This is a genomic window from Dechloromonas sp. ZS-1, from assembly GCF_039649255.1.
GTDB lineage: Bacteria > Pseudomonadota > Gammaproteobacteria > Burkholderiales > Rhodocyclaceae > Azonexus.
Window position 1 is genome coordinate 45,589 of record NZ_JBDIYD010000010.1, and the last position, 15,538, is coordinate 61,126.

A 15,538-nucleotide genomic window follows, 5' to 3' on the forward strand; every position below is an offset into this window, starting at 1 on the left:
CTTCCTTGCGTACGTCAGAGAAAACGTTCCAGCAGCACGTTCAGGAAACGCCGCCCCTTTTCCGTCGGAGCAATGCGCTCCGGCGACAGGCTGAGCAGGTCGTCGTCGGCGGCGGCGCGCAGTTGCGGCAGGATGCGGGCCAGCGGCAGCGAGGTCCGGGATTCGAAGGTGCTCGGCGTGAAGCCCTCGGCCAGGCGCAGCGCATTCATCATGAATTCGAAGGGCAGGGCATCGGCGCCGACTTCCTGATGCTCCTGCACTGGTGACCCTGACTGTACTTGCTTCAGATAGGCCGTCGGATGCTTCCAGCGCATCTGGCGCAGCACGCGGTCGTGCAGGGTCAGCTTGCTGTGCGCGCCGGCCCCGATGCCGAGATAGTCGCCAAAGTGCCAGTAATTCAGGTTGTGCAGACACTGGCGGCCTGGCTGGGCGAAGGCGGAGGTTTCGTAGTTGGCGTAACCGGCCTCGGCCAGGCGGGTTTCGATGGCTTCCTGCATGTCGGCGCAGAGGTCACCTTCCGGCAGGTCCGGCGGAAAGGCGGCAAAGCGCGTGTTGGGTTCCAGCGTCAGCTGATAGCAGGAGAGATGCGGCGGGGTGAAGCTGAGCGCGGTCTCGATGTCGTTCAGCGCCTCGGCCAGGGTCTGGTTGGGCAGGCCGTACATCAGGTCGAGGTTGAAGCGTTCGAAGTGCTCGCCAGCGAGCTGGGCGGCGCGGCGTGCTTCGGCGCTGCCGTGAATGCGTCCGAGGGCTTGCAGGTGCGCGTCGTTGAAACTCTGGATGCCGAGCGACAGGCGGTTGATCCCGGCGGCGCGGAAGCCGGCGAATTTGTCCGCTTCGACCGTGCCCGGATTGGCCTCGAGCGTGATTTCCGCTTCCGGCGAGAGCATGGCCAGCGCGCGGAAGGCAGCAATCAGTTCGTCGAGCGCGGCCGGTGAGAGCAGGCTGGGCGTGCCGCCACCGAAAAAGACGCTGACCACCGGGCGGCCCCAGATCAGGGGCAGGGCGGATTGCAGGTCGGCGATCAGCGCATCGACGTACTGTCGTTCGGGAATCTGGCCGTCTGCCTCGTGCGAGTTGAAATCGCAATACGGACATTTCTGCACGCACCACGGCACATGCACATAGAGCGAGAGCGGCGGCGACTTGCGGAATTCAAGCACGGTCGGGCCGTCGGCGACGGTCGACGCGGCGGGGGCGGCAAAAATGGGGATGGTCTTCTGCATGGCCGGATCGGCTTAGAGCATCGGCAGGCGGGCGATCAGCTGCTGCATGGCCTGGCCGCGATGGGACAGACGGTTCTTGGTCTCGGGGTCGAGTTCGGCTGCGGTCAGGCCGGTGCTCGGGACGAAGAACAGTGGATCGTAGCCAAAGCCTTCGGCGCCGCGCGGGGTGCTCAGGATTTCGCCGTGCCATTCGCCTTCGGCAATGATCGGCTGCGGATCGTCGGCGCTGCGGCACAGCACGAGCAGGCTGACGAAGTGGGCGCGGCGGTCGGTCTGGCCGGTCAGGTCGGCGAGCAGCTTTTCGTTGTTGCGGGCATCCGATTTCGGCTCGCCGGCATAGCGCGCGGAGAGTACGCCGGGGGCGCCGCCCAGGGCGCGCACGCAGAGGCCTGAGTCATCGGCCAGCGCCGGCAGGCCGCTGTGCGCGGCGGCATGGCGGGCCTTGGTCAGGGCGTTTTCGATGAAGGTGCCGTAGGGTTCCTCGGCTTCCGGAATGCCGAGCTGGCCTTGCGGGATGACCTCGAAGCCAAGCGGGGCGAGCAGGGCGTTGAGTTCCTTGATCTTCTTGGCGTTGTTGGAGGCGAGGACGAGTTTTTGCATGGCACGGACCTTCTGAAAAAACAGGCCTGCCGACGGTCGACCGTCGGCAGGCGGGTAAAACGATCAGACAGCAATCGGGTGGGCCGTGTTCCAGTGCGGCCCGATGGGTCGCCGGGGTTCAGTCGGCGAGGGCGCGGGTCTGGGCGGCGACCAGGTTGCGGATGCCGGCCTGGGCCAGATCGACCAGCACATTCATCTGTTCGCGGGTGAAGGGCTCGCCTTCGGCCGTCCCCTGGATTTCGACGATGCCGCCCTGGCCGGTCATGACGACATTCATGTCGGTATCGCAGCCGGAGTCTTCCGGGTAGTCGAGGTCGAGCACCGGCGTGCCGCCGACGATGCCGACGGAAACGGCGGCCACATGGTCGCGGATCGGGTTGGCGGGCAGCTTGCCGGCCTGGACGAGCTTCTCGCAGGCGTCATGGAGGGCAATCCAGGCGCCGGTGATGGCGGCGCAACGGGTGCCGCCATCGGCTTGCAGGACATCGCAGTCGAGGGTGATCTGGCGTTCGCCCAGGGCTTTCAGGTCGACCACGGCGCGCAGGGCGCGGCCGATCAGACGCTGGATTTCCTGGGTGCGGCCCGTCTGCTTGCCCTTGGCCGCTTCACGCGCCGAGCGGGTGTGCGTGGCGCGTGGCAGCATGCCGTACTCGGCGGTGACCCAGCCCTGGCCCTTGCCGCGCAGGAAGGGCGGCACGTTTTCTTCGACGGAGGCCGTGCACAGCACGCGGGTGTCGCCCATCTCGATGAGCACGGCGCCTTCGGCATGGCGGGTGAAGTTGCGGGTGATACGGACAGCACGCAGCTGGTCCGCCTGGCGTTGGCTCGGGCGCATGGGATTCCTTTAGGTATTCGGCGTGTATTTGTCGATGGCGGCGCGGATTTCCTCGATCGCACGTTCGATCTCGTCATCCGACAGGTCGCTCTTGTAGTCCGGGTTACGGCCGAACTCGTCGAGCCGGGTCGTGACGTCTTCCTGGCTCATGGTGTGGGTGGAGATGCTGCTGCCTTCGTCGACATAGCTCTGTTCCCAGCGCACCGTGACGACGGAGAGGTTGTCGCCGCGCGGTCCGGCAAAGCGCTCGGCCCGGTTCATCAGGGCGGGCGCTGCCTGCATCAGATTGGTGCTGGTCAGCGTGGCAACCAGAATGTCGGGTGGAAGGACGCCCCAGATGCCATCGGTGCACAAAAGCAGGATGTCCCCGTCGAGCAACGGCGTCTTGCGGGAAAATTCGATTTCCGGCGAGCGCGGGCTACCCAGGCAGTTGTAAATCAGGTTACGTTCCGGGTGGGTTTTCGCCTGATCTTCGGTGATCAGGCCTTCATCCACCAACTGGCGAATGCGTGAATGGTCGCGCGTCTGGGCGATGATGCGCTCATCCCGGATCAAGTACAGGCGGGAGTCGCCGGTATGGGCCCAGTAAGCGATGTCGTCCTGGATGACGCAGGCGACGCAGGTGGTGCGCGGGACATCGTTGAGTCGATGCTGGCTGGCATAGTCGAGGATTGCGCAGTGCGCATTCATGATCCCCTTCTGCAAAAACAGGAAGGGATCAGTCAGCCGGGGGCGGGCATCGCGCTGGAAAGCGTCGGACAAGGTCTGAACGGCGATCTGGGCCGCCACTTCACCATAGTGATGGCCGCCCATGCCGTCGGCAATCACCATCAGCAGCGCATCGCGCGAATAACTGTAGGCAATGCGGTCTTCGTTGTTGGCGCGGCCGCCGCGGCGGCTCTCCTGATAAATCGTGAATCTCATAGGATGGGCTTCCAGAGCTTGTCGACGACGCGGTTGACCCAGCCCTTCTGGGGCGGCGCACTGGGCGGCTCGGCGGTTTCAACGAGCGCCTTTTGCAGGGCGAAGACGCTCTGGGGGCGATACAGATGGTTCAGGTTCAGGCACCAGTCGATGATCTCAAGCAGGCGGTCGGAGTACTGACCTTCCCAGCGCATCATGGCCGGTTGCAGGGTATCCCGCTTCATCCGTTCGTCGGCAGCGGGGGGGGCGCCCCCCGCCAGACAGGCGTACATCGAGGCACCGATGCTGTACACGTCGCTCCAGGGGCCGAGATCCTTGCGCGAGCCATAATGCTCGGGCGAGGCATAGCCCGGCGTATACATCGGCTTCAGGATGGGCTGCTCGCTGGCCAGGGTCTGGCGAGCGGCGCCGAAGTCGATGAGCACGGGGGTGTTGTCGCTACGCAGATAGATGTTGGCCGGTTTCAGATCAAGGTGCAGCAACTTGTGCGCATGCACTTCGCGCAAGCCGTTCAGCAGGCGGGTGAACACACCGCGGATGAAGCGCTCGCTGATGTTGCCCCGATGTTTGTGAATGAATTCCTGCAGCGTGCGGCCATGTTCGTACTCCATGACCATATACACGGTTTCATTGGCGCGAAAGAAATTCAACACGCGGATTACGTTCGGGTGCGACAGGCGGGCCAGCGAGCGGCCTTCCTCGAAAAAACACTTCATGCCGTAACGGAAGGCGGCCTGGTTTTCCGGCGCCACCTGCGGCATGACCGTGCCGTCACTGCGCAGGGCCAGGCTGTTGGGCAGGTATTCCTTGATCGCGACTTGCTTGCCGTCCGGCCCCGTCGCCAGATAGACGATCGAAAACCCGCCGAGCGAGAGCTGGCGTTCGATGACGTATTCTTCGAGCGGATGGCCGTCTGGGAGCGGCTGATTGGCTTGTTGCGCCATCTATCTCGCGGGTATGATCGGAATTCAGGCATTTTCGGGCGTGTTGTCCGGCCTGTAAAGCTGGAGAATTTTCCCGATGATTTGCAGTATGACCGGTTATGCAGTCAAAACGCGCGATTTGTCGCGCGGGACGCTGCAACTTGAGCTTAAAAGCGTTAATTCACGCTATCTCGATTTTCATTTCCGCATCGCCGAAGACCTGCGCGCGCTGGAAATGCCCCTGCGCGAATTGCTCGCCAGTCGTCTGACGCGCGGCAAGGTCGAATGCCGTTTGTCCTTCAATGCCACCGCCTTGCGCGGCGAGCAGCTGGAACTCAACGACGTTCTGTTCGGCAGCCTGAAGGCGCTCGATGCCCGCGTTCGTGCCGAGTTGCCCGATGCCTCGCCGCTGTCGGTCGGCGAAGTCCTGCGTTGGCCCGGCATGTTTGGCGACCAGAGCATCGACTACGCCGCCCTGAATCCGGAAGTCCTCGCCCTGGCGCGTGAAGCGCTGGATGACTTCACCGCGACGCGGGGCCGTGAAGGTGAAAAACTGGCCGCCATGATCGTCGACCGCGTGAATGCCATGCGCGACATCGTGCGCCGCGTTGCGCCGCGCATTCCCGAAGCGCAGGCCCTGTTTACCGACAAGCTGCGCCAGCGTCTGACCGAGGCCCTGGGCAATGCCAACGACGACCGCATCCTGCAGGAAGTGGCGGTTTTCGCAACGCGGATCGACGTGGCGGAAGAGCTGTCCCGGCTGACCACCCACCTCGACGAAGTCGAGCGCATCCTGAAACAGGGCGGCGCCTGCGGTAAGCGTCTCGATTTCCTGATGCAGGAACTCAATCGCGAGGCCAATACCCTCGGCTCCAAGTCGGCGGTGACGGAAGTGTCGCAAGCCTCGATGGATCTCAAACTGCTCATCGAACAGATGCGCGAGCAGATTCAGAATCTGGAATAAGGTCAGGAAGACGCATCAATATGTCCGGTCATCTTTACGTCGTGGCAGCCCCTTCGGGTGCCGGTAAAACCACGCTGGTTCGCCTGTTGCTGGAGCGTCAGGCCGATATCCAGCTTTCCATTTCCAATACCACCCGCAGCCCACGTCCGGGCGAGCAGAACGGGCGGGAATACCATTTCACGACGGTCGACGATTTTCGCGGCATGATTTCCCGCGGCGAGTTCCTGGAATGGGCCGAAGTGCATGGCAATTTCTACGGCACGTCGAAAAAGTGGATTGCCGATCGTCTTGCCGAAGGGCGCGATGTGCTGCTCGAAATCGACTGGCAGGGTGCGCAGCAGGTCCGTAAATTGTTCCCGGAGGCCATCGGCATCTTCATTCTGCCGCCCTCGATGGCAGAGCTGGAGCGCCGTCTGACCGGGCGCGGCACCGATGCCGCCGAGGTCATCGCGCGGCGTCTTGCCGCAGCGCAGGCCGAGATGCGCCATGTCGGGGAATTCGACTATGTTATTATTAACAACCAGTTGGAAGAGGCGCTGGCCGATCTGCTCGCCGTTGTGCGTGCATCCCGTCTCCGCCAGGCCGCGCAAGCGGCGCGGCATGCCGAACTCTTCACCCGTTTGATCTGAATTTTCCGAGGTTTTACCCATGGCCCGCGTTACCATCGACGATTGTCTGAAACGAATTCCGAACCGCTTCCAGGCGACCCTGGCTGCTGCCCACCGCGCTCGCCAGATCGCTAACGGCGCCACCCCGCTGGTTGAATGCGGCAAGGACAAGCCGACTGTCGTCGCCCTGCGCGAAATGGCTGCCGGCAAAGTCGGTCTGGAAGTGCTGAATCGCGGCCAGGCCTGATTCTTCGGGCGGTGAATGCAGATGACCCCTGGCTCGTCTCCTTTCCCGCCCCCTCAGGAGGACCCGGCCTACCGGGTCTTTCTTGATAGCCTCGATTACCTGACGCCCGAGCAGGTTGCGCTGATCGAGGAAGCCTACGCCTTTGCGGCGCAGGCGCATGCGCACCAAAAGCGCATGTCGGGCGAACCCTACATTACCCACCCGCTGGCCGTGGCTGGTGCCGTCGTCGAATGGCGCATGGATGCCGATGCCGTGATGGCGGCGCTGCTGCATGACGTGCTGGAAGACACCGGGACGAGCAAGCAGGAGCTCGCCGAGCGCTTCGGCAAGGGCGTTGCGGAGCTGGTGGATGGCTTGTCCAAGCTGGACAAGATGGAATTTGCCTCCTATCAGGAGGCGCAGGCGGAAAATTTCCGCAAGATGCTGATGGCCATGGCACGCGACCTGCGCGTGGTGCTCATCAAGCTGGCCGACCGTCAGCACAATCTCCAGACCATGTCCGCCATGCGCTTGGACAAGCGGCGGCGCATTGCCAACGAAACACTGGAAATCTACGCCCCGATCGCCCTGCGCCTTGGGCTGAACAAGCTGTACCGCGAGATGCAGGATCTCTGCTTCCGCCTGATTCACCCGCATCGCGCCGAAGTGCTGGCGCGCGCCATGCGGGCGGCGCGCGGCAACCGCAAGGAACTGCTGACCCGGATTCTCGACGCCATTCGTGGCAAGCTGGCCCAGGCCGGCCTGCGAGCCGATGTCTTCGGGCGCGAGAAGAGCCTCTATTCGATCTTCTGCAAGATGAAGGACAAGCAGCTCTCCTTCTCACAGGTGCTCGATATCTACGGCTTCCGCGTCGTCGTCGACAATGTGCCGACCTGCTATCTGGCGCTGGGGGCCTTGCACAGCCTGTTCAAGCCGGTGCCGGGCAAGTTCAAGGACTACATCGCGATTCCCAAGGCGAATGGCTACCAGTCCTTGCATACCACGCTGATCGGCCCGTATGGCACGCCGGTTGAAGTGCAGATCCGCACCCAGGAAATGCACCATGTGGCCCAGGAAGGCGTGGCTGCGCACTGGCTGTACAAGGAGGCCGAGGAGTCCGGGGCCGACCTGCAGATCAAGACCCACAAATGGCTGCAGTCGCTGCTCGAAATGCAGAGCGGCGACTCCGCCGAGTTCTTCGAGAACGTCAAGATCGACCTCTTCCCCGACGAGGTCTATGTCTTCACGCCGAAGGGCAAGATCATGGCGCTGCCGCAAGGGGCGACCGTGGTCGACTTTGCCTATGCGGTGCATACCGATGTCGGTCATCACTGTTCGGCGGCCCGTATCAACCACGACCTTGCACCCTTGCGTACCGAACTGCGCAATGGCGACATGATCGAGATCATCACTTCGGGCAAGGCTACACCCAACCCGGTCTGGCTGACCTATGTGAAGACCGGGCGGGCGCGCAGCAAGATTCGTCATTTCCTGCGGACAATGCAGAATGAAGAATCGGCGCGTCTAGGTGAGCGCTTACTACGCCAGGAGCTCTTGTCCCTTGGCGTAGTGCCGATTTCGATCCCGGGCGAAGCCTGGGATTCCCTGGTCAAGTCGGGGGGGCAGAAGTCGATGGAAGATGTCTATACCGACATCGGCCTCGGCAAGCGTCTGCCGTCCGTCGTGGCGCGTCGCCTGCTGGCGCGGGAAGACATGGCGGGTGACAAGCCGGGCAACATGACCCTGGCGATTCACGGCACCGAAGGCATGGCCATCCAGTTGGCCCCGTGTTGCCAGCCGATTCCGGGCGATCCGATCATCGGTTCGATCCGCAAGGGCAGTGGGCTGGTCATCCACACCCACGATTGTCCGACCATCCGCAAGTCGCGTTCGACCGAACCGCAAAAATGGATCGATGTCGAATGGGAGCCGGAAGAAGGCAAGCTTTTCGATATCCGCATCCGGGTCGAGGTCAAGAACACGCGTGGCGTGCTTGCCCAGGTGGCGGCGGCGATTGCCGAGGCCGGCTCGAACATCGAGCATGTGGCCATGGATTCCGACCCTGAACGCCTGTTTACCATCCTCCACTTCACCATCCAGGTGGCGCACCGGACGCATCTGGCTGCGGTCATGCGCGGCATGCGTCATATCCCGGAAGTCGCCCGGATTGTCCGCGAAAGGGGAGGCGAGGCTTGAATATCCTCGTCCTGGGGGCCGGCGTCGTCGGCACCACGACCGCATGGTATTTGAAGCAAGCCGGTCATACGGTCACGGTCATCGATCGTCAGCCGATTGCCGGCAATGAAACCAGTTTCGCCAATGGCGGCCAGATTTCCGTCTCGCATGCCGAGCCCTGGGCCAATCCGCATGTTTTTGCCCACCTGATGCGTTGGCTGGGGCGCGAGGATGCGCCGCTGCTCTGGCGCTGGCGGGCCGATCTGGCGCAGTGGCTGTGGGGGCTGCGTTTCCTGCCGGAGTGCTTGCCCGGGCGGACGCGGCGCAATGTCGAAGCCATCGTCAATCTGGCGCTCTACAGCCGGGGCTGCCTGCAAGCCCTGCGGGCCGAGACGGGGCTGCACTACGATCACCTCGAACGCGGCATCCTGCATCTGTACACCGATCCGGCCGAATACGCTCAGGCGGCAGCGGCTGCCAGCCTGATGCGCAGCTTCGGGCTGGATCGGGAGCCGGTCGACGTCGATCGCTGCCTGGAAATCGAGCCGACCTTGCGGGATGCCCGTGCTTATCTGGTGGGCGGCGATTACACCCCGTCGGACGAATCCGGCGATGCGCATCGCTTCACCCGCGCCCTGGCCGAGCGGGCGCAGGCGGCGGGCGTCGATTTTCGCTTCGGTTTGACGGTTGACCGTATCGCCCCGGCCGGGCGGCGCATTGCCGGTGTGGTCGTGCGGGGCGCTGAGAGTGAGGAACTGCTCACCGCCGATGCCTACGTGGTCGCGCTGGGCGCCTATTCGCCCGTGCTCCTGAACCCGCTGGGGGTGCGCGTGCCGGTTTATCCTGCGAAGGGCTATTCGGCCACGCTGACCCTGGCCGAGGGCACGCTGGCCCCCCAGGTCAGTCTCACCGATGACGGTCGCAAGATTGTCTTTTCCCGTCTGGGGAACCGCTTGCGGGTGGCGGGAACGGCTGAGTTCAACGGGTACAACCTCGAACTCAATCCGGTGCGCTGCGAGGCCCTGATGGCGCGCACGCGCGAACTCTTTCCGCATCTTGAGTACGTTGGCGAGCCGGCCTTCTGGTGCGGCTTGCGTCCGGCCACGCCCTCCAATGTGCCGTGCATCGGCGCCAGTCGTTACGACAACCTGTGGCTCAACACGGGCCATGGCACCCTGGGCTGGACGATGGCCTGTGGTTCCGGTGCGGCCCTGGCCGATCTGATCAGCGGGCGTCGCCCGGCGCCGACTTTCCCCTTCATGGCATGTTGATCGACACGCATTGCCACCTCGACGCGGCCGAATTCGATGGCGACCGCGACGCGGTGCAAGCGGCAGCGTGGGCAGCTGGCGTACGGCAGATCATCATCCCGGCGGTGACGGTCAACGGCTTTTCAAAGACCAAAATGGTGGCGGCGCGCTATCCCGGCTGTGTGGCCGCCTACGGCATTCATCCGCTCTACGTCATGCAGGCCGGCGAGGATGACATGGCAATCCTGGCGCATTGGCTTGAGCAGGCGCGCCCCATCGCCGTGGGCGAAATCGGCTTGGACTACTTTGTCCCCGGACTGGATCCGGTGCGCCAGCAAGCCTGTTTCGAGGCCCAATTGACCCTGGCCCGTGGCGCGGACCTGCCGGTCTTGCTGCATGTGCGGCGGGCGGTGGATGCCGTGCTCGCGGGCGTGCGCCGCCATCGTGTTCGCGGCGGCATTGCCCACGCTTTCAACGGCAGTGCGCAGCAGGCCGAGGCGTTCATCAAGCTGGGCTTCAAATTGGGCTTTGGCGGCGCCATGACCTTTAGCGGCTCGACCCGGATTCGCCGTCTGGCCGCCGAACTGCCGCTGGAGAGCATCGTCCTGGAAACCGATGCCCCGGATATTCCGCCGGCCTGGCTGCATGGCGGGCGGAATACGCCGGACCAACTGCCGGCGATGGCGCGTGTGCTGGCCGAATTGCGCGGGATCAGCGTCGAGCAGGTGATGGCGCAGACCACGGCGAATGCCCGTGCGGTGCTGCCCGGGCTGGCGCAGGACGGGCTGCAGGATTAGCGTTTGATCTGGCTTAAGTATTCGAAAAGTCTGATGGACTACACTGCAGACTTGACGGATTTGAAGTCAGCCGGAACATGAAAACGACGAATAGCCCTCCTGCCGCGAGTGGCGCTGCCCGTCGGCAGTTTTTCCTCGATGTGGCCAAAATGGCCTGCGGGGTCGGTATGCTGGGCCTCGGGCTCGGCCTCTATGCCAAGCAATCCAAAGCCCTGCCCGCCCTGGCGCTGAGACCGCCCGGCGCACTCCCGGAAAACGATTTTCTCGGGGCCTGCATCCGCTGCGGCCTGTGTGTACGCGATTGTCCCTACAACACCCTGGTGCTCGCCAAGCCGGAAGACCCGGTGGCCACCGGCACACCGTTCTTCACGGCACGCAACATCCCCTGCGAGATGTGCGAGGACATTCCGTGCATCAAGGCCTGCCCGACCACGGCGCTCGATCATGCGCTGACCGACATCAACAAGGCGAAGATGGGTGTGGCAGTGCTGATCGACCACGAAACCTGCCTGAATTTCCTCGGCCTGCGCTGCGATGTCTGCTATCGGGTTTGTCCGGTGATCGATGAAGCGATCACCCTGGAAAAGCTCCCCAACGAGCGCACCGGGCGCCACGCGATGTTCCTGCCGACGGTGCATTCCGACCACTGTACGGGCTGCGGCAAGTGCGAAAAATCCTGCGTGCTGGAAGAAGCGGCCATCCGCGTCTTGCCGCCCAAGCTGGCCAAGGGCGAGCTCGGCAAGCATTACCGCGTGGGCTGGGAGGAGCAGAAGAAAGCGGGGCACTCCCTGATCGATGAATCCAAGATGCTCGATCTGCCGGATCGCCTGCCGGATGGCGCGGTGCTGCCCGGGCACTATGATCCGGCGAGCGGGCACACCGCGCCGGCGCGCGGCATGCCCGGCAGTGCCGCCGGGGTCATTCCGAGCACGCCGCCGGGGCTGGGAGACAAGCCATGAGCCGCCTCAACAAGCCAATCGGGGCGGATGCCGTTGCTGAAAAAGGCTGGCTGGCCGCGCACAAGTGGCTGATCCTGCGTCGCCTGAGCCAGTTCGGCATCCTGGGGCTGTTTTTGCTCGGACCGCTGGCCGGCATCTGGCTCGTCAAGGGCAACCTGAATTACAGCTACACCCTCGATACCTTGCCGCTGGCCGACCCGTATGTCGTGCTGCAGGCCCTGGTGACCGGTCATCTGCCGGAAACCCTGGGGCTGGTCGGGGCGCTGATCGTGCTGGCCTTCTACTTCCTGGTTGGCGGGCGGGTGTTCTGTAGCTGGGTGTGTCCGGTCAATGTCGTGACCGATGCGGCGGGCTGGTTGCGCGATCGTCTGGGCGTCAAGGGCAGCGTGCATCTGGCGCGCGAAACCCGCTACTGGATTCTGGGGATGACCCTGGTCGGTTCGGCTTTGAGCGGCGTGGTGCTGTGGGAGCTGATCAATCCGGTGTCGATGCTGCATCGCGGCCTGATTTTTGGCATGGGCGCAGCGTGGACCGTCGCCCTCGTCATCTTCTGCTTCGATCTCTTCGTGATGAGCCGTGGCTGGTGCGGGCGGCTGTGCCCGGTGGGCGCTTTCTACAGCCTGCTTGGGCGCTGGAGTCCGCTGCGGGTCTCGGCCGCCAAGCGCACTGCTTGCAACGATTGCATGGACTGCTTCGAGGTTTGCCCGGAGCCGCAGGTCATCCGCCCGGCCCTGAAAGGCGCAGCGAAGGCCGTGGCGCCGGTCATTCTGGCATCGGCCTGTACCAACTGCGGGCGCTGTATCGATATCTGCGCCAAGGATGTCTTCAATTACAGCCTGCGTTCGAATACGCAGGAACGTGTCTGACGGTCGACGGCACGGGAAGTGCCAAATCCAGCTCAAAAAGAAGGGGCGCCTGGGCGTCCCTTTTTGTTGCCTGATGCGGCGTTGACCGTCGGGCTCGTGTCTGCCGCTACTCAGGCTGCGAGCAGGCCGCGCATTTTTTGCAGGGCCTTGGCTTCGATCTGACGGATGCGTTCGGCTGACACGTCGAATTCAGCCGCCAGTTCATGCAGCGTGGCGGCATCGCCTTCGGCCAGCCAGCGTGCCTCGACAATACGGCGGCTGCGCGGGTCCAGGGCTTCCAGAGCGGCGTGCAGGCCTTCGCTCTGCAGGTGGGCCGCCGCCTTGTTCTCCAGTACGCGCACCGGCTCGTAGCGGGAGTCGGCCAGGTAATCGATGGGGGCGAAACTGTCCTCGCCGTCATCCGGGTTGCCATCCAGCGCCAGGTCGCGGCCGGTCAGGCGGGTTTCCATCTCGACGACTTCTTCCGCCTTCACGCCCAGGCGCGCGGCGACTTCCGCTGCCTGTGTGCCAGAAAGGGTGTCGATGCCTTCGTAGTCATTCTTCAGGCTGCGCAGGTTGAAGAACAGCTTACGCTGAGCCTTGGTCGTGGCCACTTTGACCAGACGCCAGTTCTTCAGGATGTATTCGTGAATTTCCGCCTTGATCCAGTGCATCGCAAAGGAGACTAGGCGGACGCCGCGCGACGGATCAAAACGTTTGACGGCCTTCATCAGGCCAATGTTGCCTTCCTGGATCAGGTCGGCATGGGGGAGGCCGTAGCCGAGATAGCCACGGGCAATCGAAATGACAAGACGCAGATGCGACAGCACCAGCTGACGCGCTGCTTCCACATCGCCATCGTCGCGGAAGCGCTCTGCCAGCCGGGTCTCCTCTGCCTCTGTGAGCAACGGGTAGCGGTTCGCCGCCTGAATGTAGGCGTCGATGTTACCAACTGCGGACGGGACGGGAAGCGCCAAGGCGTGGGTCATTGCGTTGAACTCTCCAGTAACGGTTACAACTTGATTCTAGCACTCACCCAGGGGGAGTGCTAATAAGCAGCGAGGCTTTTCTGTGACTGAATGTGTCGACAGTGCATATAAAAAACCCCGGTATTAACCGGGGTTTTCTGGGATGGTAGGGCCGGTGGGGTTCGAACCCACGACCAAAGGATTATGAGTCCTCTGCTCTGACCGACTGAGCTACAGCCCCGCCAATGAACGCTTAGCTGTTGCCCTGGTCGAGGAAGCTGCGCAGCTTGTCGGAGCGGCTCGGATGACGCAGCTTGCGCAGGGCCTTGGCTTCGATCTGGCGGATACGCTCGCGGGTCACATCGAACTGCTTGCCGACTTCCTCAAGGGTGTGGTCGGTGTTCATTTCGATGCCGAAGCGCATGCGCAGGACCTTGGCTTCCCTCGTCGTCAGCGTGTCCAGGATTTCCTTGGTCACGCCGCGCAGGCTGGAGTACATCGCAGCATCGGCCGGGGCCAGGGTTGCGGTGTCCTCGATGAAGTCGCCCAGATGGGAGTCGTCGTCGTCGCCGATCGGGGTTTCCATGGAGATGGGCTCCTTGGAAATCTTCATGATCTTGCGGATCTTTTCCTCGGGCATGTCCATCTTCTTGGCCAGCGTTGCCGGATCCGGCTCGGCGCCGGTTTCCTGCAGGATCTGGCGGGAGATGCGGTTCATCTTGTTGATCGTTTCGATCATGTGAACCGGAATCCGGATCGTACGGGCCTGGTCCGCGATGGAGCGGGTGATGGCCTGACGGATCCACCAGGTGGCGTAGGTCGAGAACTTGTAGCCGCGACGGTATTCGAACTTGTCCACCGCCTTCATCAGGCCGATGTTGCCTTCCTGGATGAGATCGAGGAACTGCAGGCCACGGTTGGTGTACTTCTTGGCGATGGAGATCACCAGACGCAGGTTGGCCTCGGTCATCTCGCGCTTGGCGCGGCGGGCCTTGGCTTCGCCGGTGGACATCTGCTTGTTGATGTCCTTCAGCTCCTTGAGCGGAATACCGGTTCTGTCCTGCAGCGCGAGCAGCTTCTTCTGCTCTTCCTTGATGGCCGGCGCATTGCGGGTCAGGATGGCGACGTAGGTCTTCGGGGCGGCGGCGATTTCGCCGTCCACCCAGTCGAGGTTGGTTTCGTTGCCCGGGAAGACGCTGATGAAGTGCGGACGGGGCATCTTCACGCGGTCGACGCAGATTTGCTGGATCTTGCGCTCGCAGCCGCGAATCTGATCGACCATGCCGCGCACGCTGTCGCACAGACGCTCGATGGCGCGCGACGTGAAGCGGATGTTGGTCAGTTCGTCGGAAATCTGGCCTTGCAGCTTGAGGTAGGTCTTGTCCTGCGAGCCCTTGCTGGCCAGTGCCTTCAGCATCTTGGCATGGAGGGCCTTGATCGTGTTGAAGCGCTCCAGGGCATCGGCCTTGAGCTGGATCAGCGAGGCTGCAGCGGCACCGCCTGCGGCGCCGTCATCTTCGCCGTCTTCGTCTTCGTCCTCGTCCTCTTCGTCCTCTTCTTCAGGCATCTCCTGAGCCGGGGCTTCTTCAACCGCGTTCGGGTCGATCAGGCCGTCGACCAGTTCGTCGATCTTCATTTCCTCGGTTTCGACCTTGGCGGCCATGTCGAGGATTTCGGCGATCGTGGTCGGGCAGGCGGAGATGGCCTGCACCATGTGCTTCAGGCCTTCTTCGATGCGCTTGGCGATTTCGATTTCGCCTTCGCGGGTCAACAGCTCGACGGAGCCCATTTCGCGCATGTACATGCGGACGGGGTCGGTGGTGCGGCCGAATTCGGAGTCGACGGAGGAGAGGGCCTGTTCTGCCTGCTCTTCGACTTCTTCGTCGTCGGTGGCGGCAGCAGCCGTGTCGGACATGAGGAGGTCTTCGGCGGCCGGGGCCTCGTCGAACACCTGGATGCTCATGTCGCTGAAGGTCGAGATGATGGCCTCGATGGATTCGGCGTCGACGACGTCGTCCGGGAGGTGGTCGTTGATCTCGGCGTAAGTCAGGTAACCGCGTTCCTTGCCCAGCTTGATGAGGGCTTTGAGGCGCGTCTTGCGCGTCTCGGCGTCGAGCGGTTCGGGCGTATCGGCGATGGCGCCTTCAAGCAGCGCCTTTTCGGCCGCCTTTTCCTTGGCTTTGCTGGTGCGAGCCTTGGGGGCTTCCTTAGCGGTGTCTTTTGCCTTGGCCATGAACACTG

15 protein-coding genes and 1 tRNA gene are annotated in these 15,538 nt (G+C 63.2%); 8 read left to right on the top strand and 8 right to left on the bottom strand.

Annotated features, from left to right (window positions below):
• Window positions 1–14: 14 nt before the first annotated feature.
• The 5 genes from hemW to AACO21_RS12670 all read right to left on the bottom strand — a co-directional run bounded on the left by hemW (window position 15) and on the right by AACO21_RS12670 (window position 4,526).
• Window positions 15–1,223 carry a radical SAM family heme chaperone HemW gene (hemW, locus tag AACO21_RS12650; RefSeq protein ID WP_346192885.1) on the bottom strand — a complete coding sequence of 403 codons (1,209 nt, stop codon included), beginning with the start codon at window positions 1,221–1,223 and terminating at the stop codon, window positions 15–17.
• 12 nt (window positions 1,224–1,235) lie between these two features.
• Window positions 1,236–1,823: an RdgB/HAM1 family non-canonical purine NTP pyrophosphatase gene (rdgB, locus tag AACO21_RS12655; protein WP_346192886.1), complete on the bottom strand. Its 588-nt coding sequence runs from the start codon at window positions 1,821–1,823 to the stop codon at window positions 1,236–1,238.
• A 118-nt stretch (window positions 1,824–1,941) separates the two neighbouring features.
• Window positions 1,942–2,658, bottom strand: a complete 717-nt coding sequence (gene rph / locus AACO21_RS12660) for a ribonuclease PH (protein WP_346192887.1) — start codon at window positions 2,656–2,658, stop codon at window positions 1,942–1,944.
• A gap of 9 nt (window positions 2,659–2,667) precedes the next feature.
• Entirely contained in the window at window positions 2,668–3,582 is a 915-nt protein-coding gene (locus tag AACO21_RS12665) for a protein phosphatase 2C domain-containing protein (RefSeq protein ID WP_346192888.1), read from the bottom strand.
• Window positions 3,579–4,526 carry a serine/threonine-protein kinase gene (locus AACO21_RS12670; RefSeq protein WP_346192889.1) on the bottom strand — a complete coding sequence of 316 codons (948 nt, stop codon included), beginning with the start codon at window positions 4,524–4,526 and terminating at the stop codon, window positions 3,579–3,581. Before AACO21_RS12670 ends, AACO21_RS12665 begins: the two co-directional genes overlap by 4 nt.
• 76 nt (window positions 4,527–4,602) lie before the next feature.
• Between AACO21_RS12670 and AACO21_RS12675 the strand changes: the two genes are divergently transcribed.
• The 8 genes from AACO21_RS12675 to napH all read left to right on the top strand — a co-directional run bounded on the left by AACO21_RS12675 (window position 4,603) and on the right by napH (window position 12,350).
• On the top strand, window positions 4,603–5,469 hold the full coding sequence (locus AACO21_RS12675) for a YicC/YloC family endoribonuclease (RefSeq protein ID WP_346192890.1): 867 nt from the start codon (window positions 4,603–4,605) through the stop codon (window positions 5,467–5,469).
• A gap of 20 nt (window positions 5,470–5,489) precedes the next feature.
• Window positions 5,490–6,098, top strand: a complete 609-nt coding sequence (gmk, locus tag AACO21_RS12680) for a guanylate kinase (RefSeq protein WP_346192891.1) — start codon at window positions 5,490–5,492, stop codon at window positions 6,096–6,098.
• A gap of 19 nt (window positions 6,099–6,117) precedes the next feature.
• Complete coding sequence (gene rpoZ / locus AACO21_RS12685) at window positions 6,118–6,324, top strand: DNA-directed RNA polymerase subunit omega (protein WP_346192892.1); 207 nt, start codon at window positions 6,118–6,120, stop codon at window positions 6,322–6,324.
• A 15-nt stretch (window positions 6,325–6,339) separates the two neighbouring features.
• A complete protein-coding gene (locus AACO21_RS12690; protein WP_346192893.1) occupies window positions 6,340–8,499 on the top strand; it encodes a bifunctional (p)ppGpp synthetase/guanosine-3',5'-bis(diphosphate) 3'-pyrophosphohydrolase in 2,160 nt (719 codons plus the stop codon).
• Window positions 8,496–9,749, top strand: coding sequence for a D-amino acid dehydrogenase (locus tag AACO21_RS12695; protein ID WP_346192894.1), 1,254 nt, complete (start codon window positions 8,496–8,498; stop codon window positions 9,747–9,749). Before AACO21_RS12690 ends, AACO21_RS12695 begins: the two co-directional genes overlap by 4 nt.
• Window positions 9,743–10,525, top strand: a complete 783-nt coding sequence (locus AACO21_RS12700) for a TatD family hydrolase (protein WP_346192895.1) — start codon at window positions 9,743–9,745, stop codon at window positions 10,523–10,525. Before AACO21_RS12695 ends, AACO21_RS12700 begins: the two co-directional genes overlap by 7 nt.
• 77 nt (window positions 10,526–10,602) lie before the next feature.
• Entirely contained in the window at window positions 10,603–11,484 is an 882-nt protein-coding gene (gene napG, locus AACO21_RS12705; RefSeq protein ID WP_346192896.1) for a ferredoxin-type protein NapG, read from the top strand.
• Entirely contained in the window at window positions 11,481–12,350 is an 870-nt protein-coding gene (gene napH / locus AACO21_RS12710) for a quinol dehydrogenase ferredoxin subunit NapH (protein ID WP_346192897.1), read from the top strand. The genes napG and napH overlap by 4 nt, the downstream gene beginning before the upstream one ends.
• A 110-nt stretch (window positions 12,351–12,460) precedes the next feature.
• Here the strand turns inward: napH and rpoH are convergent, their stop codons facing one another.
• The 3 genes from rpoH to rpoD all read right to left on the bottom strand — a co-directional run bounded on the left by rpoH (window position 12,461) and on the right by rpoD (window position 15,536).
• Window positions 12,461–13,318 (bottom strand): RNA polymerase sigma factor RpoH, encoded by an 858-nt coding sequence (rpoH, locus tag AACO21_RS12715; protein WP_346192898.1) that lies wholly within the window; start codon window positions 13,316–13,318, stop codon window positions 12,461–12,463.
• A gap of 143 nt (window positions 13,319–13,461) precedes the next feature.
• Window positions 13,462–13,538: transfer RNA gene (locus AACO21_RS12720), tRNA-Ile, on the bottom strand.
• 12 nt (window positions 13,539–13,550) lie between these two features.
• Window positions 13,551–15,536: an RNA polymerase sigma factor RpoD gene (rpoD, locus tag AACO21_RS12725; RefSeq protein ID WP_346192938.1), complete on the bottom strand. Its 1,986-nt coding sequence runs from the start codon at window positions 15,534–15,536 to the stop codon at window positions 13,551–13,553.
• Between the last annotated feature and the right edge of the window lie 2 nt (window positions 15,537–15,538).